The organism is Qipengyuania seohaensis, assembly GCF_002795865.1.
GTDB lineage: Bacteria > Pseudomonadota > Alphaproteobacteria > Sphingomonadales > Sphingomonadaceae > Qipengyuania > Qipengyuania seohaensis.
Genome location: NZ_CP024920.1, coordinates 86,876 through 104,025, shown reverse-complemented (window position 1 = coordinate 104,025; position 17,150 = coordinate 86,876). Strand labels below are relative to the sequence as shown.

The 17,150-nt window shown below is 61.3% G+C and carries 18 protein-coding genes and 1 pseudogene; 7 read left to right on the top strand and 12 right to left on the bottom strand.

The window, feature by feature from the left end; all coding sequences use genetic code 11:
- Position 1: 1 nt before the first annotated feature.
- The 3 genes from dnaG to CVE41_RS00490 are packed head-to-tail and all read right to left on the bottom strand — an operon-like array spanning position 2 to position 3,076.
- Positions 2-1,903 carry a DNA primase gene (gene dnaG, locus CVE41_RS00500; protein ID WP_100258918.1) on the bottom strand — a complete coding sequence of 634 codons (1,902 nt, stop codon included), beginning with the start codon at positions 1,901-1,903 and terminating at the stop codon, positions 2-4.
- 31 nt (positions 1,904-1,934) lie between these two features.
- Positions 1,935-2,627 (bottom strand): hypothetical protein, encoded by a 693-nt coding sequence (locus CVE41_RS00495; RefSeq protein ID WP_100258917.1) that lies wholly within the window; start codon positions 2,625-2,627, stop codon positions 1,935-1,937.
- The gene (locus tag CVE41_RS00490) at positions 2,624-3,076 is read right to left on the bottom strand and encodes a GatB/YqeY domain-containing protein (RefSeq protein ID WP_090482949.1); all 453 of its coding nucleotides are present in this window, start codon (positions 3,074-3,076) and stop codon (positions 2,624-2,626) included. Before CVE41_RS00490 ends, CVE41_RS00495 begins: the two co-directional genes overlap by 4 nt.
- 151 nt (positions 3,077-3,227) lie before the next feature.
- Between CVE41_RS00490 and carA the strand changes: the two genes are divergently transcribed.
- From carA to greA, 4 genes and pseudogenes are all read left to right on the top strand, one after another.
- Positions 3,228-4,406: a glutamine-hydrolyzing carbamoyl-phosphate synthase small subunit gene (gene carA / locus CVE41_RS00485; RefSeq protein ID WP_100258916.1), complete on the top strand. Its 1,179-nt coding sequence runs from the start codon at positions 3,228-3,230 to the stop codon at positions 4,404-4,406.
- Between the two features lie 11 nt (positions 4,407-4,417).
- Positions 4,418-4,558, top strand: a pseudogene (locus CVE41_RS14805) (YegP family protein); the annotation flags it as partial.
- A 338-nt stretch (positions 4,559-4,896) separates the two neighbouring features.
- A complete protein-coding gene (carB, locus tag CVE41_RS00475) occupies positions 4,897-8,220 on the top strand; it encodes a carbamoyl-phosphate synthase large subunit (RefSeq protein WP_100258914.1) in 3,324 nt (1,107 codons plus the stop codon).
- 112 nt (positions 8,221-8,332) lie between these two features.
- Positions 8,333-8,800, top strand: coding sequence for a transcription elongation factor GreA (gene greA, locus CVE41_RS00470; protein ID WP_100258913.1), 468 nt, complete (start codon positions 8,333-8,335; stop codon positions 8,798-8,800).
- Positions 8,801-8,812: 12 nt separating this feature from the next.
- Here greA and CVE41_RS00465 read toward each other — a convergent pair whose 3' ends face one another.
- The 6 genes from CVE41_RS00465 to CVE41_RS00440 form a co-directional block, all read right to left on the bottom strand.
- Positions 8,813-9,289, bottom strand: coding sequence for a GNAT family N-acetyltransferase (locus tag CVE41_RS00465; RefSeq protein WP_100258912.1), 477 nt, complete (start codon positions 9,287-9,289; stop codon positions 8,813-8,815).
- Between the two features lie 7 nt (positions 9,290-9,296).
- Positions 9,297-9,527, bottom strand: coding sequence for a DUF4170 domain-containing protein (locus tag CVE41_RS00460; protein ID WP_100258911.1), 231 nt, complete (start codon positions 9,525-9,527; stop codon positions 9,297-9,299).
- A 107-nt stretch (positions 9,528-9,634) separates the two neighbouring features.
- Positions 9,635-10,144 carry a hypothetical protein gene (locus CVE41_RS00455; RefSeq protein ID WP_100258910.1) on the bottom strand — a complete coding sequence of 170 codons (510 nt, stop codon included), beginning with the start codon at positions 10,142-10,144 and terminating at the stop codon, positions 9,635-9,637.
- Between the two features lie 60 nt (positions 10,145-10,204).
- Positions 10,205-10,516: a hypothetical protein gene (locus tag CVE41_RS00450; RefSeq protein WP_157799341.1), complete on the bottom strand. Its 312-nt coding sequence runs from the start codon at positions 10,514-10,516 to the stop codon at positions 10,205-10,207.
- On the bottom strand, positions 10,509-10,940 hold the full coding sequence (locus CVE41_RS00445) for a phage holin family protein (RefSeq protein WP_100258908.1): 432 nt from the start codon (positions 10,938-10,940) through the stop codon (positions 10,509-10,511). Before CVE41_RS00445 ends, CVE41_RS00450 begins: the two co-directional genes overlap by 8 nt.
- 21 nt (positions 10,941-10,961) lie before the next feature.
- Positions 10,962-11,600, bottom strand: a complete 639-nt coding sequence (locus CVE41_RS00440) for a hypothetical protein (protein WP_198507680.1) — start codon at positions 11,598-11,600, stop codon at positions 10,962-10,964.
- A gap of 173 nt (positions 11,601-11,773) precedes the next feature.
- On the opposite strand from CVE41_RS00440, the gene eno reads away from it, so the two are divergent.
- A complete protein-coding gene (gene eno / locus CVE41_RS00435) occupies positions 11,774-13,051 on the top strand; it encodes a phosphopyruvate hydratase (RefSeq protein WP_100258907.1) in 1,278 nt (425 codons plus the stop codon).
- On the opposite strand, the gene CVE41_RS00430 is transcribed toward eno, so the two are convergent.
- Positions 13,024-13,209 carry a hypothetical protein gene (locus tag CVE41_RS00430; protein WP_100258906.1) on the bottom strand — a complete coding sequence of 62 codons (186 nt, stop codon included), beginning with the start codon at positions 13,207-13,209 and terminating at the stop codon, positions 13,024-13,026. The genes eno and CVE41_RS00430 overlap by 28 nt on opposite strands.
- A gap of 86 nt (positions 13,210-13,295) precedes the next feature.
- Between CVE41_RS00430 and CVE41_RS00425 the strand changes: the two genes are divergently transcribed.
- On the top strand, positions 13,296-14,354 hold the full coding sequence (locus CVE41_RS00425) for a phosphotransferase (protein ID WP_100258905.1): 1,059 nt from the start codon (positions 13,296-13,298) through the stop codon (positions 14,352-14,354).
- Complete coding sequence (locus tag CVE41_RS00420) at positions 14,354-15,445, top strand: hypothetical protein (RefSeq protein ID WP_100258904.1); 1,092 nt, start codon at positions 14,354-14,356, stop codon at positions 15,443-15,445. Before CVE41_RS00425 ends, CVE41_RS00420 begins: the two co-directional genes overlap by 1 nt.
- Here CVE41_RS00420 and ribH read toward each other — a convergent pair.
- Both ribH and ribB read right to left on the bottom strand, forming a co-directional pair.
- Positions 15,442-15,864, bottom strand: coding sequence for a 6,7-dimethyl-8-ribityllumazine synthase (gene ribH, locus CVE41_RS00415; protein ID WP_100258903.1), 423 nt, complete (start codon positions 15,862-15,864; stop codon positions 15,442-15,444). The two genes, CVE41_RS00420 and ribH, sit on opposite strands and share 4 nt — an antisense overlap.
- A gap of 6 nt (positions 15,865-15,870) precedes the next feature.
- Positions 15,871-17,109 (bottom strand): 3,4-dihydroxy-2-butanone-4-phosphate synthase, encoded by a 1,239-nt coding sequence (gene ribB, locus CVE41_RS00410; RefSeq protein ID WP_100258902.1) that lies wholly within the window; start codon positions 17,107-17,109, stop codon positions 15,871-15,873.
- Positions 17,110-17,150: the final 41 nt, after the last annotated feature.

Below are 17,150 nucleotides of genomic sequence, written 5' to 3'. Positions count from 1 at the left end.
ATCAGTCCGTACTTGCGCCGCTACCAGGTTCCGGGTCCTGCGCGGCATCTGAATCTTTTGCGGTCGCCGAAGCGGCCTTGCGGCTTGCCATTTGCCCGAGTCGCGCCTCGAATTCCAGCTTCCGTTTCAGCAATTGCTGCTGTTCCACGAAAGCCCCTTCGGGGTCGCTCTCGAAACGCGCGGTCGCTGCTGCCAACGCGGCTTCGAGTGCCGGCCTTTCGACCAGCAGAGACACGGCTTCGGCCAGTTCCTCGCACGCGTCTACCGGATCAGTGCCTTCATCGAGAAAGGCGAAGCGGATGTTTGCCGGTGGGGCGGGTAGGCCTTCGGGTAGCGATATGGGCGATTGCGCGTGCGAATCAAGCGTTTCCGCTGCGGCAAGAAGCGAATCTATGGCCGAACCGACATTTCGGTCACTTTGCGCGACACGGGCGAGGGCTGCCTCGTGGCGGGCGATTTCGCCTGGATGGCGCAGCATACCGTGGATTACGGCGCTTGCGAGAGTGTCGCGCGATCCGCCTTCTATGGCGTGTTTCAATCGCCGTTCGGCGTCGGCGGAAAGTTGGGGAGAAACCGCTTTGAAACCGCCTTTCTTCCATTCCCCGCGCGGCTTGAACTCACGCTGCGGGCGGGGAGGAAAGGCAAAATCGGAAAAGCGCTGGCTGAGTTCCCGCTTGTAGAGCGCACGGATATCGGGGTGCGCGATCGCTTCCACGTGGTCCATCAGGCGCGCCTTCAGCCCTGCCTTTTCTTCCGGCGAGTTGAGCGGTGCGGCGGCTTTTTCGAACTCCCACAAGGTGTCGAGGAGGCTTGCCGGACTGGATAGCATCTCTTCGATCGCCGACACGCCTCTTTCCCTGATCAGATCATCGGGGTCCATTCCGGCAGGTAGCCTGACTATCGAAAGCGAATGACCGGGGCGCAGCATCGGCAGGGCACGTTCGATGGCGCGCATCGCGGCGCGTTGTCCGGCATTGTCGCCGTCGAAGCACAGGATCGGTCGTTCGACCTGCCGCCACAGGAGTTCGATCTGGTTTTCGGTCAGCGCCGTACCCAGCGGCGCGACGGCCTCTGCGATACCTGCATTCGCCAGCGCGATCGCGTCCATATATCCTTCGACGACGATGATCCGGCCGGTCTGGCGCGCCGCTGGCGCGGCACGGTGCAGGTTGTAAAGCGTGCGACCCTTGTCGAACAGCGGCGTATCGGGAGAGTTGAGGTACTTCGGCGCGTTGGGATTGCTTTCGCTGTCGAGGATGCGTCCACCAAAGGCGATGACTCGGCCGCGGGCATCGTGGATCGGGAGCATCAGCCGCGCACGAAAGCGGTCGTAGGGATCCTTGCCCTCGACCTCGATCCGCATTCCGGCTTCGATCAGCATCTGCTGGTCGAACCGCGAGAGGGCGGCTTTCGAAGCCTGCCGGTTCTGCGGAGCGTATCCGAACCCGAATTCGCGCATCGTCTTGTCGGAGAAGCCCCTGCGCGAGAGATACGCTCGGGCTGCCGCTCCGTCGGCACTCCTTAGATTGGCTTCGAACCAGTCCTGCGCCGCTGCCGTGACGTCGTGCAGGCTGGCACGCTTTTCGGCGCGCTTGGCGGCCTGCGGATCGGGGGCGGGGACTTCCATGCCCGCTTCTGCCGCAAGTTCCTTGACCGCGTCCATGAATGGCATGCCGCGCTGGTCGGTCAGCCATCGGATGGCATCGCCATGCGCCTCGCATCCGAAGCAGTGATAGAACCCCTTCTCGTCATTGACGTAGAAGCTGGGCGTCTTCTCGTTGTGAAAGGGGCAGCAGGCCTTGAACTCACGCCCTGCCTTGGTCAGACGCACGGTGCGACCGATTACGGCCGACAGCGTGGTCCGCATACGCAATTCGTCCAGCCATTGGGGTGAGAGGGCCATGACCTCTCCTACTGCCTGTGCGTCGCCGCGGCTAGTTTGCGGAAGTGCCGGCGGGGGATTTTTCCTCTGCCGGGTAGGGACCGCGCGCGATGGACTGGCTGCCTTCCACTTCCAGGAGGTAGGCGTCGGCCGGACCAGCCGGTGGAAGTGTCGATTGCCACCAGAAGGTGATCGTCGAACCGGGCTGCCAGCCGCCACCTTCGACGACACGCCAGATCAAGCGTCCATCATCGCTGGTAATCGCGATTGCGTCTTCGCTTCCCAAGGCGTCGAGTGCCTGTGCGCTGGAGTAACCGACTGCCGCATTGAAGCCATGCGCTTTTTCGGTCGTACGGAAGAGGGAGGGGGGACTTTCGACGACTTCGGGGCCGGTGATCGCCGCATCCTGGGTGGCCTCGTTATTCTGGGCCAAGGTGATCTGGTGGACGTAGGTGTAGATCGTGCCTTCCGGCATCTGGCCGGGTTCGCACGTTTCCACGCCTTCGGGGCAAGCGACGAAGCTGACCATCTCACCGATCTGGGCGCTACCTGCGCTCAAAACCGTTTCGATTTCAGGACCCTGGGGACCGACGATCTTGGCACCCAAAGTCGACAGATCGAGGTCCGCTGCGACCAGCGTCCGGGGCTGGGAAGGGGTGGGTGTCGGCGTCGGCGCGGGGTCCGACTCGCTCGAACCGCAAGCGGCGAGGACGAGGGGTGCGGCCAGTAGTAGCAGGCGCTTCACGACAGCGCCTCCTTTACAAGGCCGCTAGCCTTGCTCATGTCGAGCGTCGCACCGTGGCGCGCTTTCAATTCGCCCATGACCTTGCCCATGTCCTTCATGCCTTCGGCACCGGTGTCGGCCTTGATCTGGGCGATGGCGGCGCGGGTTTCATCCTCGCTCATCTGCTTGGGCAGGAATTCCTCGATCACGACCAGTTCGGCCTTTTCCTTGTCGGCCAGTTCCTGCCGGCCGCCGTCTTCGTACATGGCAATCGATTCGCGGCGCTGCTTGGCCATTTTCATCAGCACATCGGTGACGAGTTCGTCGTCTTCCGGCTTCTTGTCCGAAGTGCGCAGCTCGATATCGCGATCCTTGATCTTCGCACCGATCAGGCGGAGCGCGGCGGTCCGTTCCTTGTCCTTGGCCTTCATGGCGGTGACGGTTTCGGTCTGGATCTTTTCGCGGAGCATGGGGCCTCGTAACGCTAATCTGTGGATGGTTCGGGTCTCATGTAAGGCAAGCTGGCGCAAAGCCAAGTGTTCCGCTTGACGGGCGCGCGCTGCACCTATAGCGGCCATGGCTTAGCGACATCGCCGGAAACCCCTGACTCGGAGAGCCCCCATGGCCCTGCCCGCATTCTCGCACGCGCAACCCAAAGGCGCGACGGGAGTCCTCGTCTTCGCGGACGGAACCTGCATCTGGGGCAAGGGCTTCGGCGCTTCCGGATCGGCCGTCGGCGAAGTGTGCTTCAATACGGCGATGACCGGTTACCAGGAGGTGATGACCGATCCCTCCTACGACAGCCAGATCGTCACCTTCACTTTCCCGCATATCGGCAATGTCGGTGCCAACGAGGAAGACCATGAGAGTCGCGGGCTGGGTGCCGTCGGCTGCATCGTGCGGCAGGAAGTGACGCCGCAGTCCAATTTCCGCGCACAGCAGGAATTCGTCGACTGGATGATCGCCCACGGCAAGATCGGCCTGTCGGGCGTGGACACCCGCGCTCTCACCCGCCGCATTCGCCTCAACGGCGCTCCGAACGCGGTCATCGCGCACAATCCGCGCGGCGAGTTCGACATGAAGGCCCTGAAGAAGCAGGCCGCGGAATGGAGCGGGCTCGAAGGCCTCGACCTCGTCCCCGGCGTGACCCGCGAAGGGCAGGAAGACTGGAAGGGCGGCCACTGGCAGCTCGGCTTCGGATATACCGAGGGGACTGCTGCCAAGCCGCACGTAGTCGCCATCGATTACGGCGCGAAGGACAATATCTTCCGCAACCTCGTGAAAGCAGGGGCCAAGGTCACTGTCGTGCCTGCGCGCACCTCGCTGGACGAGGTCATGGCGCTGAGGCCCGACGGCGTGTTCCTCTCCAACGGTCCGGGCGATCCGGCGGCAACCGGCGAATATGCCGTGCCGGTCATCACGGGGCTTCTGGACGCCGACGTGCCGCTGTTCGGCATTTGCCTCGGCCACCAGATGCTCGGCCTCGCGGCTGGGGCCAAGACTGCCAAGATGTTCCAGGGCCACCGCGGCGCCAACCACCCCGTCCAGCGCGTCGGCAGCGAGTGGGGTGACAGCGAAGGCCTCGTCGAGATCACCAGCATGAACCACGGCTTCGCAGTCGATGTCGACACGCTTCCAGAAGGTGTGGAGCAGACCCACGTCTCGCTCTTCGACGGCACCAATTGCGGGATCTCGATCAAGGGCAAGAAGGCGTTCGGCGTGCAGTACCACCCCGAGGCGAGCCCCGGCCCGCAGGACAGTTTCTATCTTTTCGAGAAATTCGTGGGGATGTTGGGGTGACCTCATCCTTCATGATCTACAAGGACAAAGCGGGTGAATACCGCGTGCGTTTCTCCGAAGATGATGAAGTTCTGTTTTCTACTGGTGGATTTCCTACGAGGGCAGCAGCAGAAAAAGCGATAGAAACTATCGCTGATAATGGCGCAGATGCAAAAGAGAGGTTTGATGCCGAAAAGGACAAACCTTCGCAGCACGAGCTTCAGCAAGCCATCGACAGTACGGATTGGACCGGGCTCAGCAAGGCAATTAGCCACAAGCATTCGGTGATCATACGCGAGAAAGCAGATAGCTTGCTCGGGGCGATTATGCAGTCAAATGCAGACATCGAAACTCGAATGAACGCATGCAAACGCGTGGAAGCAGTGATCCTGCTCCTCGAAGCGCCGAATGTGCCGTGGCGAGAAGTTGTCAATCTTCTCGCCCATCCTACCCTTTCAGCGTTCTTAGCGGCGCTTAACTTGATTCAATTCATTCTCGGATTTGCCACATAATGCCCAAACGCACTGACATCTCCTCGATCCTCGTCATTGGCGCCGGTCCGATCATCATCGGCCAGGCTTGCGAGTTCGACTATTCCGGCACGCAGGCGATCAAGGCGCTGAAGGAGGAGGGCTACCGGGTCGTCCTGGTCAACTCCAACCCCGCTACGATCATGACCGATCCGGAGATGGCCGACGCCACATATGTGGAGCCGATCACGCCGGAAATCGTCACCAAGATCATCGAGAAGGAGCGGCCCGACGCTGTGCTGCCCACGATGGGCGGGCAGACGGCCTTGAACTGCGCGCTCAAGCTCGACGAGCTGGGCGTGCTGGAGAAATACGGCGTCCAGATGATCGGTGCCAAGGCCGACGCCATCGACAAGGCGGAAAACCGTCAGCGCTTCCGCGAGGCGATGGACAAGATCGGCCTCGAAAGCGCGCGCAGCGGTATCGCGAATACGGTGGACGAGGCCTTTGCGGTGCTCGAGCGTACCGGTCTGCCCTCCATCATCCGCCCCAGCTTCACGCTCGGCGGGACGGGTGGCGGCATCGCCTACAACAAGGCCGAGTTCGAGCGCATCGTGCGCGAAGGCCTCGACGCCTCGCCCACCACCGAAGTCCTGATCGAGGAATCGCTCCTCGGCTGGAAAGAATACGAGATGGAGGTGGTGCGCGACCGCAAGGACAATTGCATCATCATCTGTTCGATCGAAAACGTCGATCCGATGGGCGTGCACACGGGCGATTCCATCACCGTCGCCCCGGCGCTGACGCTGACCGACAAGGAATACCAGATCATGCGCACCGCCTCGATCGAGGTCTTGCGCGAAATCGGTGTGGAAACAGGCGGTTCTAACGTACAGTTCGCAGTCAATCCCAAGGATGGCCGCCTGATCGTCATCGAGATGAACCCCCGTGTCTCGCGTTCTTCCGCGCTGGCATCCAAGGCGACCGGCTTCCCCATCGCGCGCGTCGCGGCGAAGCTGGCTGTTGGCTACACGCTCGACGAGATCGACAACGAGATTACCGGCGCAACGCCCGCCTCGTTCGAACCGACCATCGATTATGTCGTGACCAAGATCCCGCGCTTCGCCTTCGAGAAGTTCAAGGGTTCGAAGCCCGAACTTGCCACGGCGATGAAGTCGGTGGGCGAAGTCATGGCGATCGGCCGCTGCTTCGCCGAAAGCATGCAGAAGGCGCTGCGGGGCCTCGAGACGGGTCTCGACGGGTTCAACCGCGTGCCAGAGCTGGAAGGCGTGAGCCGCGACAAGATCACTGCCGCGCTGTCGCAGCGCACGCCTGACCGGATTCTCAAGATCGCGCAGGCCTTCCGCGAAGGCCTCACGGTCGAGGAAATCCAGCCGATCACCGGGTTCGACCCGTGGTTCCTGCGCCAGATTGAAGCGATCATCTACGAAGAGCAGATGCTCGGCCACAACGGCCTGCCGCGCGATGCGGCCGAGATGCGCCGCCTCAAGGCCATGGGCTTTTCCGACAAGCGCCTCGCCACGCTGGCGGTCCGTTCGGTCGGCGTTGCCGGCGGCATGGCGGAAACGCAGGCCCGCCGTTCCGGCCTCCTGCACGATGCTTTGCGTGCCATGGCCGGCGCCACTAGCGAGCAGGAAGTGCGCAAGCTGCGCCAGAAGCTCGGCGTGAACCCCGTGTTCAAGCGCATCGATAGCTGCGCCGCAGAGTTCGAGGCGGTAACGCCCTACATGTACTCGACCTACGAAGCGCCCAGCTTCGGAGAACCCGAGGACGAGGCTGAGCCAAGTGATCGCAAGAAGATCGTCATCCTCGGAGGCGGTCCGAATCGCATCGGGCAGGGCATCGAGTTCGACTATTGCTGCGTCCACGCCTGCTTCGCGCTGGCAGAGGCCGGGTTCGAGACCATCATGGTCAACTGCAACCCCGAGACCGTTTCGACCGATTACGACACCTCCGACCGCCTCTATTTCGAGCCGCTGACGGAAGAGGACGTGCTGGAAATCCTGCGCGTCGAAATGTCTAAGGGCGAACTTGTCGGCGTAATCGTGCAGTTTGGCGGGCAGACGCCGCTCAAGCTGGCGGCTGCACTCGAGCGCGAGGGTATCCCGATCCTCGGTACTTCGCCGGACGCGATCGACCTTGCCGAAGACCGCGAACGCTTCGCCAAGCTTGTGTCGAAGCTGGACCTCAAACAGCCGGAAAACGGCATCGCCAAGAGCCGAGACGAGGCCGCAGCAGTCGCGGCGCGCATCGGCTATCCGGTCCTCCTCCGCCCGAGCTATGTCCTTGGCGGCCGCGCGATGGAGATCGTCGACAGCGAAGCGCAGCTCGACGACTATATCAACACGGCCGTGAATGTGTCGGGCGACAGCCCCGTGCTCGTCGACCAGTACTTGCGCGATGCGGTCGAATGCGACGTCGATGTTATCGCCGATGGCAATGAGGTTCGCATCGCTGGGGTGATGCAGCATATCGAGGAAGCCGGTGTGCACTCGGGCGACAGCGCCTGCACCTTACCGCCCTACAGCCTTCCCGACGACATCGTCGAAGAGATGGAGCGCCAGGCGACTGCCCTTGCAGAGGCTCTGGACGTGCGCGGCCTGATGAATGTCCAGTTCGCCGTGAAGCATGGCGAGGTCTACCTGATCGAGGTCAACCCGCGCGCCAGCCGCACCGTGCCCTTCGTGGCGAAGGCCATCGGCCGGCCGGTCGCCAAGGTCGCGGCGCGCGTAATGGCAGGCGAACCGCTGTCGAATTTCGAGCCGTTCAACCTGCGGCCCGACCACATGGCAGTGAAGGAAGCCGTATTCCCCTTCAGCCGTTTCCCCGGATCCGACCCGGCGCTTTCGCCTGAGATGAAGAGCACGGGCGAAGTCATGGGCATCGACCGGGATTTTCCCGCTGCATTTCTGAAATCGCAGCTGGGAGCGGGTATGATCCTGCCCGAAGGCGGCACCCTGTTCGTGTCGGTCAAGGACAGCGACAAGGAAGTCATCCTGCCCGCCGTCGCAACCCTCCTCGATCAGGGGTTCCGTGTGATCGCAACCGGCGGGACTCAACGTTTCCTTGCAGCGCAGGGACTCAGTGTTGAGCCGGTCAACAAGGTTGCGGAAGGTCGCCCGCATATTGTCGATGCGATTATCGACGGAGAGGTCGACCTGATCTTCAATACGACCGAAGGTTGGCAATCGCTCCTCGACAGCCAGTCGATCCGTGTGGCCGCGCTGGAAAAGAAGGTTCCGTACTACACGACGGCGGCAGCCAGCCTTGCTGCGGCGCGTGCGATTGCGGAGGTTTCTACCGAGCAGCTTGAAGTGCGTTCATTGCAAGACTATTATAGCTGACCAGAACACACGCCTACTTTCCTGACAGACGAACATTCCACGCTCCGCTTTTCCCGCGGGTGGGTTCGAATTGTCCCGGAGGGCAGGGCAAGCAGGAAGGATTTGGGGTTCCATGGAAAAAGTGCCGATGCTGGCCGAGGGCTACGAGAAGCTCACTGCCGATCTGAAGGTGCTGCGCGCCGAAAGGCCGAAGATCGTCGACGCGATCGAGGAAGCGCGCGCGCATGGCGATCTTTCGGAAAATGCCGAATACCACGCAGCCAAGGAACGCCAGGGCCAGGTCGAAGCCATGATCGGTGACCTGGAAGACAAGATCAGCCGCGCCCAGATTATCGACCCCAGCACGCTTTCGGGCGATAAGGTCGTCTTCGGGGCGACCGTGACCCTGCTCGATGAGAACGACAAACCGGTAAAGTACCAGATTGTCGGACAGACCGAAGCAGACGCAGCAAAGGGCCGACTTTCCTATACCTCGCCAATCGCGCGCGCGCTTATCGGCAAGCAGCTCGAAGACGAAGTCGAAGTGACCGTTCCATCGGGCGACAAGTTCTACCTTATCGACAAGATCGAATTCATCTGACGGAAAAAGCCGTCAGTCGATGGCTTTTTCCATCGCCCAATTGTGGATCGGCACCCCGTCGATCTCGAATTCGCGCTTTTCCGTAGCCACGTAACCCGCCTCCTCGAAGGAGGGGCGGGCGAGGTCACTCGCCTCTGTGTAGAGGCGGGTGATGCCGTGATGCTTGGCATAAAGCGACGCGGTCGCGAGCAGATTCAGCGCCAGGCCTTTGCGGGTGTGCGCAGGATCATTGTAGAGATGATCCAGGTGGCCGTCCGGCTCCAGCAGCGCATAGGCGACCGGATCGTCTGCTTCGTTGGCAGCGACGAAAATCGTCGCACCATTACTCACGCGTTCGCGGTAGAGTTCGGCACCCGGGTGGCGCGAGAGCCAGACATCGACCTGCTCATCCGAATAGGCTTCTGGCCCGATCCCCTTGATTGCGGCACGACAAACCGCAGCCAGAGCCTCTGCATCCGAATCCTGATAAGGCCGGATCGAATATGCCACGCCGGTGTCAGGCTTCCGGATCGAGCAATTTGTGAAGGTGCACGATGACGTATTTCATTTCGGCATCGTCGACCGTGCGCTGGGCATTTCCGCGCCATGCGCTCTCGGCATCTTCGTAGGTCGAATAGACGCCGGCGACGTGAATGCTCTCAGGGTCACTGAAGGTGACGCTGCGCGGATCGGTGACCCGCCCGCCCATGACCAGGTAGAGCGTCTGCTTGCTCTCTTTTTCTTCCATGATGTCTTTTTTCCGATTTTGGGGAGGAGATTTGCGTCGCCCATAGCGAAAGCGGCGCGACAGGAAAACCCGTCGCGCCGCTTTGGCATCGAACTGCTACTTATGTCTTAGCGACCGACGCGCGCCTTGAGGTCACGTACGGTGCGCGAAGATTTCCTGCTCGCCTTGCGGCCGCTGGCCCGCAGCGTATCGCCGAGCGAATCGGCCCGATAGGCAGCGTCGCGCTTCAACCGGCGTGCCTGGGTGCCTGCCGCATCGCTGTAGTCCTCGAACTTGTCGCCGACTTCGTCGATGATCGAGAGTCCGTATGCAAGAGCTGCGTCCGCCGCATAGGAAGCGAGCGAACCACCGCGACGACCGAGTTCACGGCCCCTGCGCGTCATCGCACCGATTGCGAGGCCGACGACGACTGCGCCGGCCACCGTTGCGACCGGGTGCTTCTTGGCGAAATCGACCGCGCTGTCAGCAACATCCTTCGCCTGCTCTGCGAAGCTGCGATCTTCGTTACGCTTTTCGCCGGCTTCGATCCGCTTGCGCAGACGCTCACGCTTCTGCTCGTCGCTGAGCTGGCTATCGGCGCTGATAGGGGTGACGTTGGTGGTGGCGTTATCTGCCATGTTTGTTCTCCGGAATTTGTGTTCGTTGAGTCAACGATTTGAAGGGGGCGGACGTTCCGCCTACTCGTCGCTCTGCGCTGTCTCTTCGTCGTCTTCAGGCTCAAGCCCGAAAATCGCGAGGATCGGGTTGCGCGCAAACCACACGACTACCGCGGCGAGAAGCGCGGCAAGCGCGCCCTTGTTGTTTTCAGCAACTTCGACCGCTTCCTCGTAAACGTCGACCGCGCCTTCGCGCACGCGATCAAGCGCGCGTTCGCCCAGCGATTTGCCGCTGAAAGTTGTCTTCAAATTCTCGACGTCCGCGTCGAGAAGCGCCTTGGCGGAATTGCGCAAGTGGCGATCCGCCAGCATCTGGGCCTTGCGATCACTCATGTCCTTCATCCGAAAACGCATCGCGGATATCCTCGATCCGCCCCTTCAGCAGGTTGAGCAACAGGATACCAAGAGCGACCAGGGAAATAGTGACGATGGCCGTTGCGATCCACGGGCCGACAAGAGGTACCAACGCAATCACCAAACCCACGGTCATGGCAATAAGCGCCAGGTGAAGCACGCCAAAGGCGCCAAGCCCGAAAGCTATGGCGCCCTTGATCCTGTTTGCTGCAAATCCCGCGCGACTCTTCTGGTAGGCCATCTCGGCCTCGGCGTAAGTCTTGCCGTCTTCAAGAAGCGCGAGGACATCGTCTGCAAGGGAAGGGCCGACAGATTCGGCCTCTTCTTCTTCGGGCTCATACTCGTCCGGCAAGTCTACCGGACCTTCATACGGCGCGTTATCGCGCTCTTCTTCTTCGAGCATCGAGCCCCCCTTGCTCACCGATCAGCGACGGAAAATGCGTGAAAGCACGAAACCTGCCGCAGCCGCAATGCCGATCGCGAGGCCCGGGCTCTTGCGCACGAACTCGCGTCCGTCTTCGACCAGGTCATCGACGTTCTTTTCGTCGAGCTTGCCGGCATAGTCTTCCAGGGCCGTGGAGGCAGAGCGGGCGTATTCGCCGTACTTCGCACCAAGCTTTTCGTCGACCTGGTAAGCGTTGTCGCTGATCGTGCGGCTGAGGGCGCGCAGACCTTCACTGGTCTTCACCTTGCCTTCGGTTGCAAGTTCCTTGCCCTTCACGCGGGCATCTGCGCCGTAAGCCTTGGCTTCGTCGACCCAATCTTCGCGCTTGCCCTTGGCCTGGCCACGTACGGCGCTCGCGCGTTCCTTGCCTTCTGCACGCAGGGCGGCGGCGCCCGCCTTGGCCTCTTCGAGCGCTGCATTGAAGCGGCTCTTTGCTTCCGCGCGGTGCGGATTAGTGTTTTCGGCGGTGTTGTCGGTTGCTGTGTTGGTCACTGGAGCCTTCTCCTTGGCTGCACCCTTTTTCGCCACGGTTTTCGTGGGCGCCTTGCGGGTGGTGGATTTCTTACGTGTGGTGGTGGTTCGCTTCGTGGAACCGGTAGATGTGTTTTCGTCGGCCATAGCCTCGTCCTTCCCGTCAATTCGTATTCATCCCGGGACTGCAGACGAGGCCCGGTATTCCTTTTTGCAACGTCGCTTGCGCCGACATGTTCCGGCGAATACAGCGCTGCCCGTACACCGATCTAATGGTGTCCTATGCCATTACAACACCCCGCCAAGGAGTTTGTTCCGAAATGACCGCCATCATCGACATTCACGCCCGCGAGATTCTGGACAGCCGGGGCAACCCCACTGTCGAGGTGGATGTCCTGCTTGAAGATGGCAGTTTCGGACGTGCAGCAGTGCCTTCGGGCGCATCGACCGGCGCGCACGAAGCGGTGGAACTGCGCGATGGCGACAAGGACCGCTATCTCGGCAAGGGCGTGCTCAAGGCGGTGGATGCCACCAACGGTGAAATCAGCGACCTCTTGATCGGCAATTTCGACGCCGAAGACCAGCGTGACATCGACCTTGCAATGATCGCGCTCGACGACACGCCGAACAAGGGACGGCTCGGAGCAAACGCAATTCTCGGCACCAGCATGGCCGTGGCCAAGGCAGCCGCCAATGCCCGCGGCCTGCCGCTCTATTCCTATATCGGCGGGGTTTCGGCCCACGTGCTGCCCGTGCCGATGATGAACATCATCAATGGCGGTGAGCACGCCGACAATCCGATCGACATCCAGGAATTCATGGTCATGCCGGTCGGCGCCGACAGCCTTGCCGAAGCGGTGCGCTGGGGTGCGGAGATCTTCCACACTCTGAAGAAGAACCTGTCGCAAAAGGGTCTCGCGACGGCAGTGGGCGACGAAGGCGGCTTTGCACCCGATCTCGCGAGCACTCGTGACGCGCTGGATTTCATCATGGGTTCGATCCAGCAGGCGGGCTTTACGCCCGGAGACGACGTCGTCCTGGCGCTCGACTGCGCCTCGACCGAGTTCTTCAAGGACGGCAAGTACATGATTTCGGGCGAGAACCTCGCGCTTTCCGGAGACGAGATGGCCGAATACCTGGCAAAGCTTTGTGCCGAATACCCGATCCGTTCGATCGAGGACGGGATGGGGGAAGACGATTTCGCGGGCTGGAAAGCTCTGACCGACCTCGTCGGTGACAAGGTGCAGTTGGTGGGCGACGATCTCTTCGTGACCAATCCCCAGCGCCTGACCGATGGTATCGAACAGGGTCTGGCCAATTCGCTGCTGGTCAAGGTCAACCAGATCGGCACCCTGTCCGAAACGCTTGATGCAGTCAGTATCGCAAATCGCGCCGGTTACACTGCGGTCATGTCGCACCGTTCCGGCGAAACGGAAGACGCGACGATCGCGGACCTCGCGGTTGCCACCAACTGCGGACAGATCAAGACCGGCTCGCTCGCTCGTTCGGATAGGCTCGCCAAGTACAACCAGCTGATCCGCATCGAGGAAGAGCTGGGGGACAGCGCAGTCTACGCCGGGCGCTCCTGCTTCGGCTGAGCTCCGGGCTTGCGCCCTCTTGCGCTGCGCAACTCCTCGATAGCGTGATCGAGCCGCAAGGCCGCTCCGCTCAGTTCCAGTGCGTCGAGCCGGATGAGACAATGCTCCAGCTGGTCCAGGATAGCTGCGATCTGGCCTTCGTGTGTCGTGTCGTCCATTTCGGTGGACGGGATAAGACGATGTACATTGCCATGCCGTGATGGGCTGGCTAGCCTTTCCTACCTAGGGAGAGGGTTACGTTCGCATGGATCACATTCCGGGGCACCCGGACGACATTACTGCCGCGTGGATCGGTGAGCTGCTTCAAGCAGACATTACCGGGCTCAGCTGGACCCCGATTGGAACCGGACAGGTCGGTGACAGCGTGAGGATCACCTTGCGAGGGCCTGATGCAGGCGCGCGAGTGCCGGTAACCCTGGCCGCGAAATTTCCTGCCGCTGATGATACCAGCCGCGCCACTGCGGCGCTGTTCGGACTCTATAGCAAGGAAGTCCATTTCTACCGCGAAGCGGCGCCCCGACTGGATGTCAGGGTTCCGAAGGTTCATTTCGCCGACGTTTGCGATGATGGCCAAAGGTTTTGCCTGATCTTCGAAGATCTCGGACCGGCACGGCAGGGCGACCAGATCGCGGGATGCTCGCTCACCGATGCAAAATCAGCGATCAGGCAGGCAGCCGCAATCCACGCACCCTGTTGGGAGAACAGCGAGCTGCTTTCGGCCGACTGGTTGCAGCCCGCGCTCGACGTGGGAGAGAAGGTCGCGGCAATGTACCCGCAGGCGCAAGCCGTTTTTCGGGAAAGATACGGGTCTCGGCTAGAGCCGGAATACATGGCGCTGTGCGAGGAACTGGCCGCACTGTCTTCGCAATATCACCAGCGAGACAGCGAGCCGCAGTGCCTGGTGCATGGAGATTTCCGCCTCGATAACATGCTGTTCGATATCCACGGAGGTGCAGAGCCTGTCGCTATCCTGGATTGGCAAACGGTGACGGTTGGCAAGGCTATGACCGATATCGGCTATTTCCTTGGCTGCGGGATCGGTGACCTTGGTCTGGAGCACGAAGACGAATTGCTCGATCTTTATCTCTACGAAATGAAAGCCCGCGGCGTCGATCTCAGCCGCGCAGCCATAGCCGCAGATTTTCGCACAGGTATCCTTCACGGAGTTTCCACCGCGGTTTTCAGCGCGGCTTTCGTCGAGAGGACCGAACGGGGCGATGCAAATTTTCTGTCGATGGCGCGCGGTGCTTGCGCAATGGCACTTCTGCATGACAGCATAACGGCGTTAAAGGAGGCGAATTGATGGTTCTATCGCGCGGGGACGACTATCCGATCCATCAGACGCCCGAACCGATCGCCTATTCGGGCACGGACCGGAATTTCTATGACCGCTATTTCTTCAATGGCTATGCGCCAGACGGCAGCGGGTTCTTTGCGCTGGCGTTCGGTGTCTATCCGCACCTCGACATCGTCGATGCACATTTCAGTTTCATTAGAGGCGACACGCAGCACTGCATCCATGCTTCAGCCGAAATGGGCATGCAGCGCATGGACTTGCGTTGCGGGCCGATAACCATCGAAATCGTCGAGCCGCTGCACGCGCTCAAGGTTACCGTGGAAGAGACCGATGGCATCGCCGCCGAATTCGTCTTCACGGGCCGGGCATTCCCTATCGAAGAGCCGCGCTTTACCCACCGGCTCGGCCCGCGCGCTTTCATGGACTACACGCGGATGACCCAGAACGGTCACCTGACGGGCTGGATCTCACTCGACGGAGAGCGTCATTCGCTGGCGCAGGGAACGGCGGGAACGCGCGACCGCAGCTGGGGTATTCGACCGATCGGTGCCAGTGATCCCCAGCCGATACCCGGCCATCAATTGCCAGGGTTTTTCTGGCAGTGGACGCCGATCAATTTCGATAAAGGCAGCCTGTTCTTCCATGTGAACAACGACGAGCATGGAGAGGCGTGGAACACTCGCGCGGCATGGGCGCCGGACGGGGCCGATGCCCGCGATATCAGCGAGGGAGTTGGGAGTATGCGCACCCGGCTCGCACCTGACACGCGCTGGCCATCGGGAGGCACGCTATCGCTCGCCGTGAAGGGCGCGCCGGAGCAGGTGACGTTCGAACCGCTGGGCCGCTTCCAGATGCGCGGGATCGGCTATACTCACCCCGAGTGGGGCCATGGCCTGCACCATGGACCATTGCGCGTATCGCGCGAGGACATCGACCTCGCCGGTGTCGACCCGCTCAAGCCGGAAAACGTTCATGTCCAGATACCCGTAAGGGTTACGGGAAGCGACGGCAGGAGCGGAATCGGCGTGTTCGAACAGCTGATAATGGGGCCGTTTGCCCCGCTCGGATTGACCGAGATGCTCGACGGTTCTGCTTAACTCGCGAACCGGCCCTGCAATTCGAGCAGGGCGATCGCGGCCTTTGCAGCCTCGCCGCCCTTATCCTTCCGGCTCGCATCGGCCCGCGCGAGCGCTTGCTCCTCGTTCTCGACGGTGATGATGCCATTGCCGATGGCGATGCCATCCATTGTCAGCGCCATGATGCCGCGTGCGCTCTCGCCCGCAACGATCTCGAAGTGATAGGTCTCGCCTCGTATGACTACACCGATAGCGACGAAGCCGTCGTAGCGGCCGCTGTCTGCGGCCATCGAAATCGCGCCGGGAATTTCGAGCGCGCCCGGCACTGTCAACACTTCGACCGAGTGCCCTGCAGCCTCGAGCGCTGAGGTGGCGCCTGCAATGAGCATGTTGTTCAGATGGTCGTAGAAACGTGCTTCGACGATGAGAAAATTGGCCATCTGTGCTTACTCCGGAATGGGACGATGATCGACGATGTTGAGGCCATAGCCTTCGATTGCGACGACATTGGGTTGTGAGTTGCTGAGCAGGATCATGTTCTCGACGCCGAGGTCGGCGAGGATCTGCGAACCGATGCCGACATTGCGCTGCGCTTCGTTTTCGCCATAGCCGCTCGCGGGCCTGCCCGTGATGATCACGATGACGCCCGAGCCATGGTCACCGACGGCCTGCATGGCGCGCTGCAAAGTGCGTTTGCGCGGTCCCGGCTTACCCAGCACATCATCGAAGATCGAGATCGGATGTACGCGGGTGAGGGTGGCTTCGCCCTCCTTCACGTCGCCTTTTTGCAGGACGTAGGATTCGCTGCCGTCGACCGTGTTGCGGTAGGTCAGCATCTTCCAGTCGCCGCCGTAATCGGACTCGAACGTGTCCTCGGCAATGCGCTCGACCAGATGATCGTGACGCATGCGGTATTCGATCAGGTCGCGGATCGTGCCGATCTTCATGTCGTGCTTGCGAGCGAAAGCTACCAGGTCGTCCAACCGGGACATGGTGCCGTCGTCGTTCATGATCTCGCAGATCACTCCCGACGGATTCAGGCCCGCCAGACGGGAGATGTCCACGGCAGCCTCCGTATGCCCGGCGCGAACCAGCACCCCGCCATCGCGTGCGGTGAGGGGGAAGACGTGGCCGGGCGTCACGATGTCGTCCGGCCCCTTGGACGCATCGATGGCGACCGAAACGGTGCGCGAACGGTCGGCCGCGCTGATTCCGGTGGTCACGCCGGTCTTTGCCTCGATCGATGTGGTGAAGGCTGTCTGCATGCTCTCGCGATTGTCGCGACTCATGGGTTCGAGACCGAGTTCCTCGACACGCTTGCGATCGAGCGAGAGGCAGATCAGGCCCCGCCCGTGCGTCGCCATGAAGTTGATGGCGTTGGGCGTTGCCATCTGAGCCGGAATAATGAGATCGCCCTCGTTCTCGCGGTCTTCATCGTCGACCAGGATGAACATCCGACCGTTACGGGCCTCATCGATGATCTCTTCCGCGCCGACGATTACTGGCGTCTCGTCATTCGCCTCGAGAAACGCTTCCAGCTTGGCCAGTGTGTCGGCAGTGGGGTTCCAGCTGTCCTCGGTGCAATCGCGCAGGGTGTTGGCGTGCAGCCCCGCTGCACGGGCAAGGCCGGCGCGGGTCATCAGACCTTGGGAGACGAGAGTGCGAACTTTATCGATCGTGTTCATCCATTCCGCCTAATCACATTCAAATGTGATGTCAAATATAC

What these genes read in the sequence shown, in the direction of transcription:
- dnaG (WP_100258918.1), bottom strand. Translation starts at nt 1,903, where the DNA reads ATGGCCCTCTCACCCCAATGGCTGGACGAATTGCGTATGCGGACCACG.
- CVE41_RS00490 (WP_090482949.1), bottom strand. Translation starts at nt 3,076, where the DNA reads ATGCTCCGCGAAAAGATCCAGACCGAAACCGTCACCGCCATGAAGGCC.
- carA (WP_100258916.1), top strand. Translation starts at nt 3,228, where the DNA reads ATGGCCCTGCCCGCATTCTCGCACGCGCAACCCAAAGGCGCGACGGGA.
- carB (WP_100258914.1), top strand. Translation starts at nt 4,897, where the DNA reads ATGCCCAAACGCACTGACATCTCCTCGATCCTCGTCATTGGCGCCGGT.
- greA (WP_100258913.1), top strand. Translation starts at nt 8,333, where the DNA reads ATGGAAAAAGTGCCGATGCTGGCCGAGGGCTACGAGAAGCTCACTGCC.
- CVE41_RS00460 (WP_100258911.1), bottom strand. Translation starts at nt 9,527, where the DNA reads ATGGAAGAAAAAGAGAGCAAGCAGACGCTCTACCTGGTCATGGGCGGG.
- CVE41_RS00455 (WP_100258910.1), bottom strand. Translation starts at nt 10,144, where the DNA reads ATGGCAGATAACGCCACCACCAACGTCACCCCTATCAGCGCCGATAGC.
- CVE41_RS00450 (WP_157799341.1), bottom strand. Translation starts at nt 10,516, where the DNA reads ATGAGTGATCGCAAGGCCCAGATGCTGGCGGATCGCCACTTGCGCAAT.
- CVE41_RS00445 (WP_100258908.1), bottom strand. Translation starts at nt 10,940, where the DNA reads ATGCTCGAAGAAGAAGAGCGCGATAACGCGCCGTATGAAGGTCCGGTA.
- CVE41_RS00440 (WP_198507680.1), bottom strand. Translation starts at nt 11,600, where the DNA reads ATGGCCGACGAAAACACATCTACCGGTTCCACGAAGCGAACCACCACC.
- eno (WP_100258907.1), top strand. Translation starts at nt 11,774, where the DNA reads ATGACCGCCATCATCGACATTCACGCCCGCGAGATTCTGGACAGCCGG.
- CVE41_RS00430 (WP_100258906.1), bottom strand. Translation starts at nt 13,209, where the DNA reads ATGGACGACACGACACACGAAGGCCAGATCGCAGCTATCCTGGACCAG.
- CVE41_RS00425 (WP_100258905.1), top strand. Translation starts at nt 13,296, where the DNA reads ATGGATCACATTCCGGGGCACCCGGACGACATTACTGCCGCGTGGATC.
- CVE41_RS00420 (WP_100258904.1), top strand. Translation starts at nt 14,354, where the DNA reads ATGGTTCTATCGCGCGGGGACGACTATCCGATCCATCAGACGCCCGAA.
- ribH (WP_100258903.1), bottom strand. Translation starts at nt 15,864, where the DNA reads ATGGCCAATTTTCTCATCGTCGAAGCACGTTTCTACGACCATCTGAAC.
- ribB (WP_100258902.1), bottom strand. Translation starts at nt 17,109, where the DNA reads ATGAACACGATCGATAAAGTTCGCACTCTCGTCTCCCAAGGTCTGATG.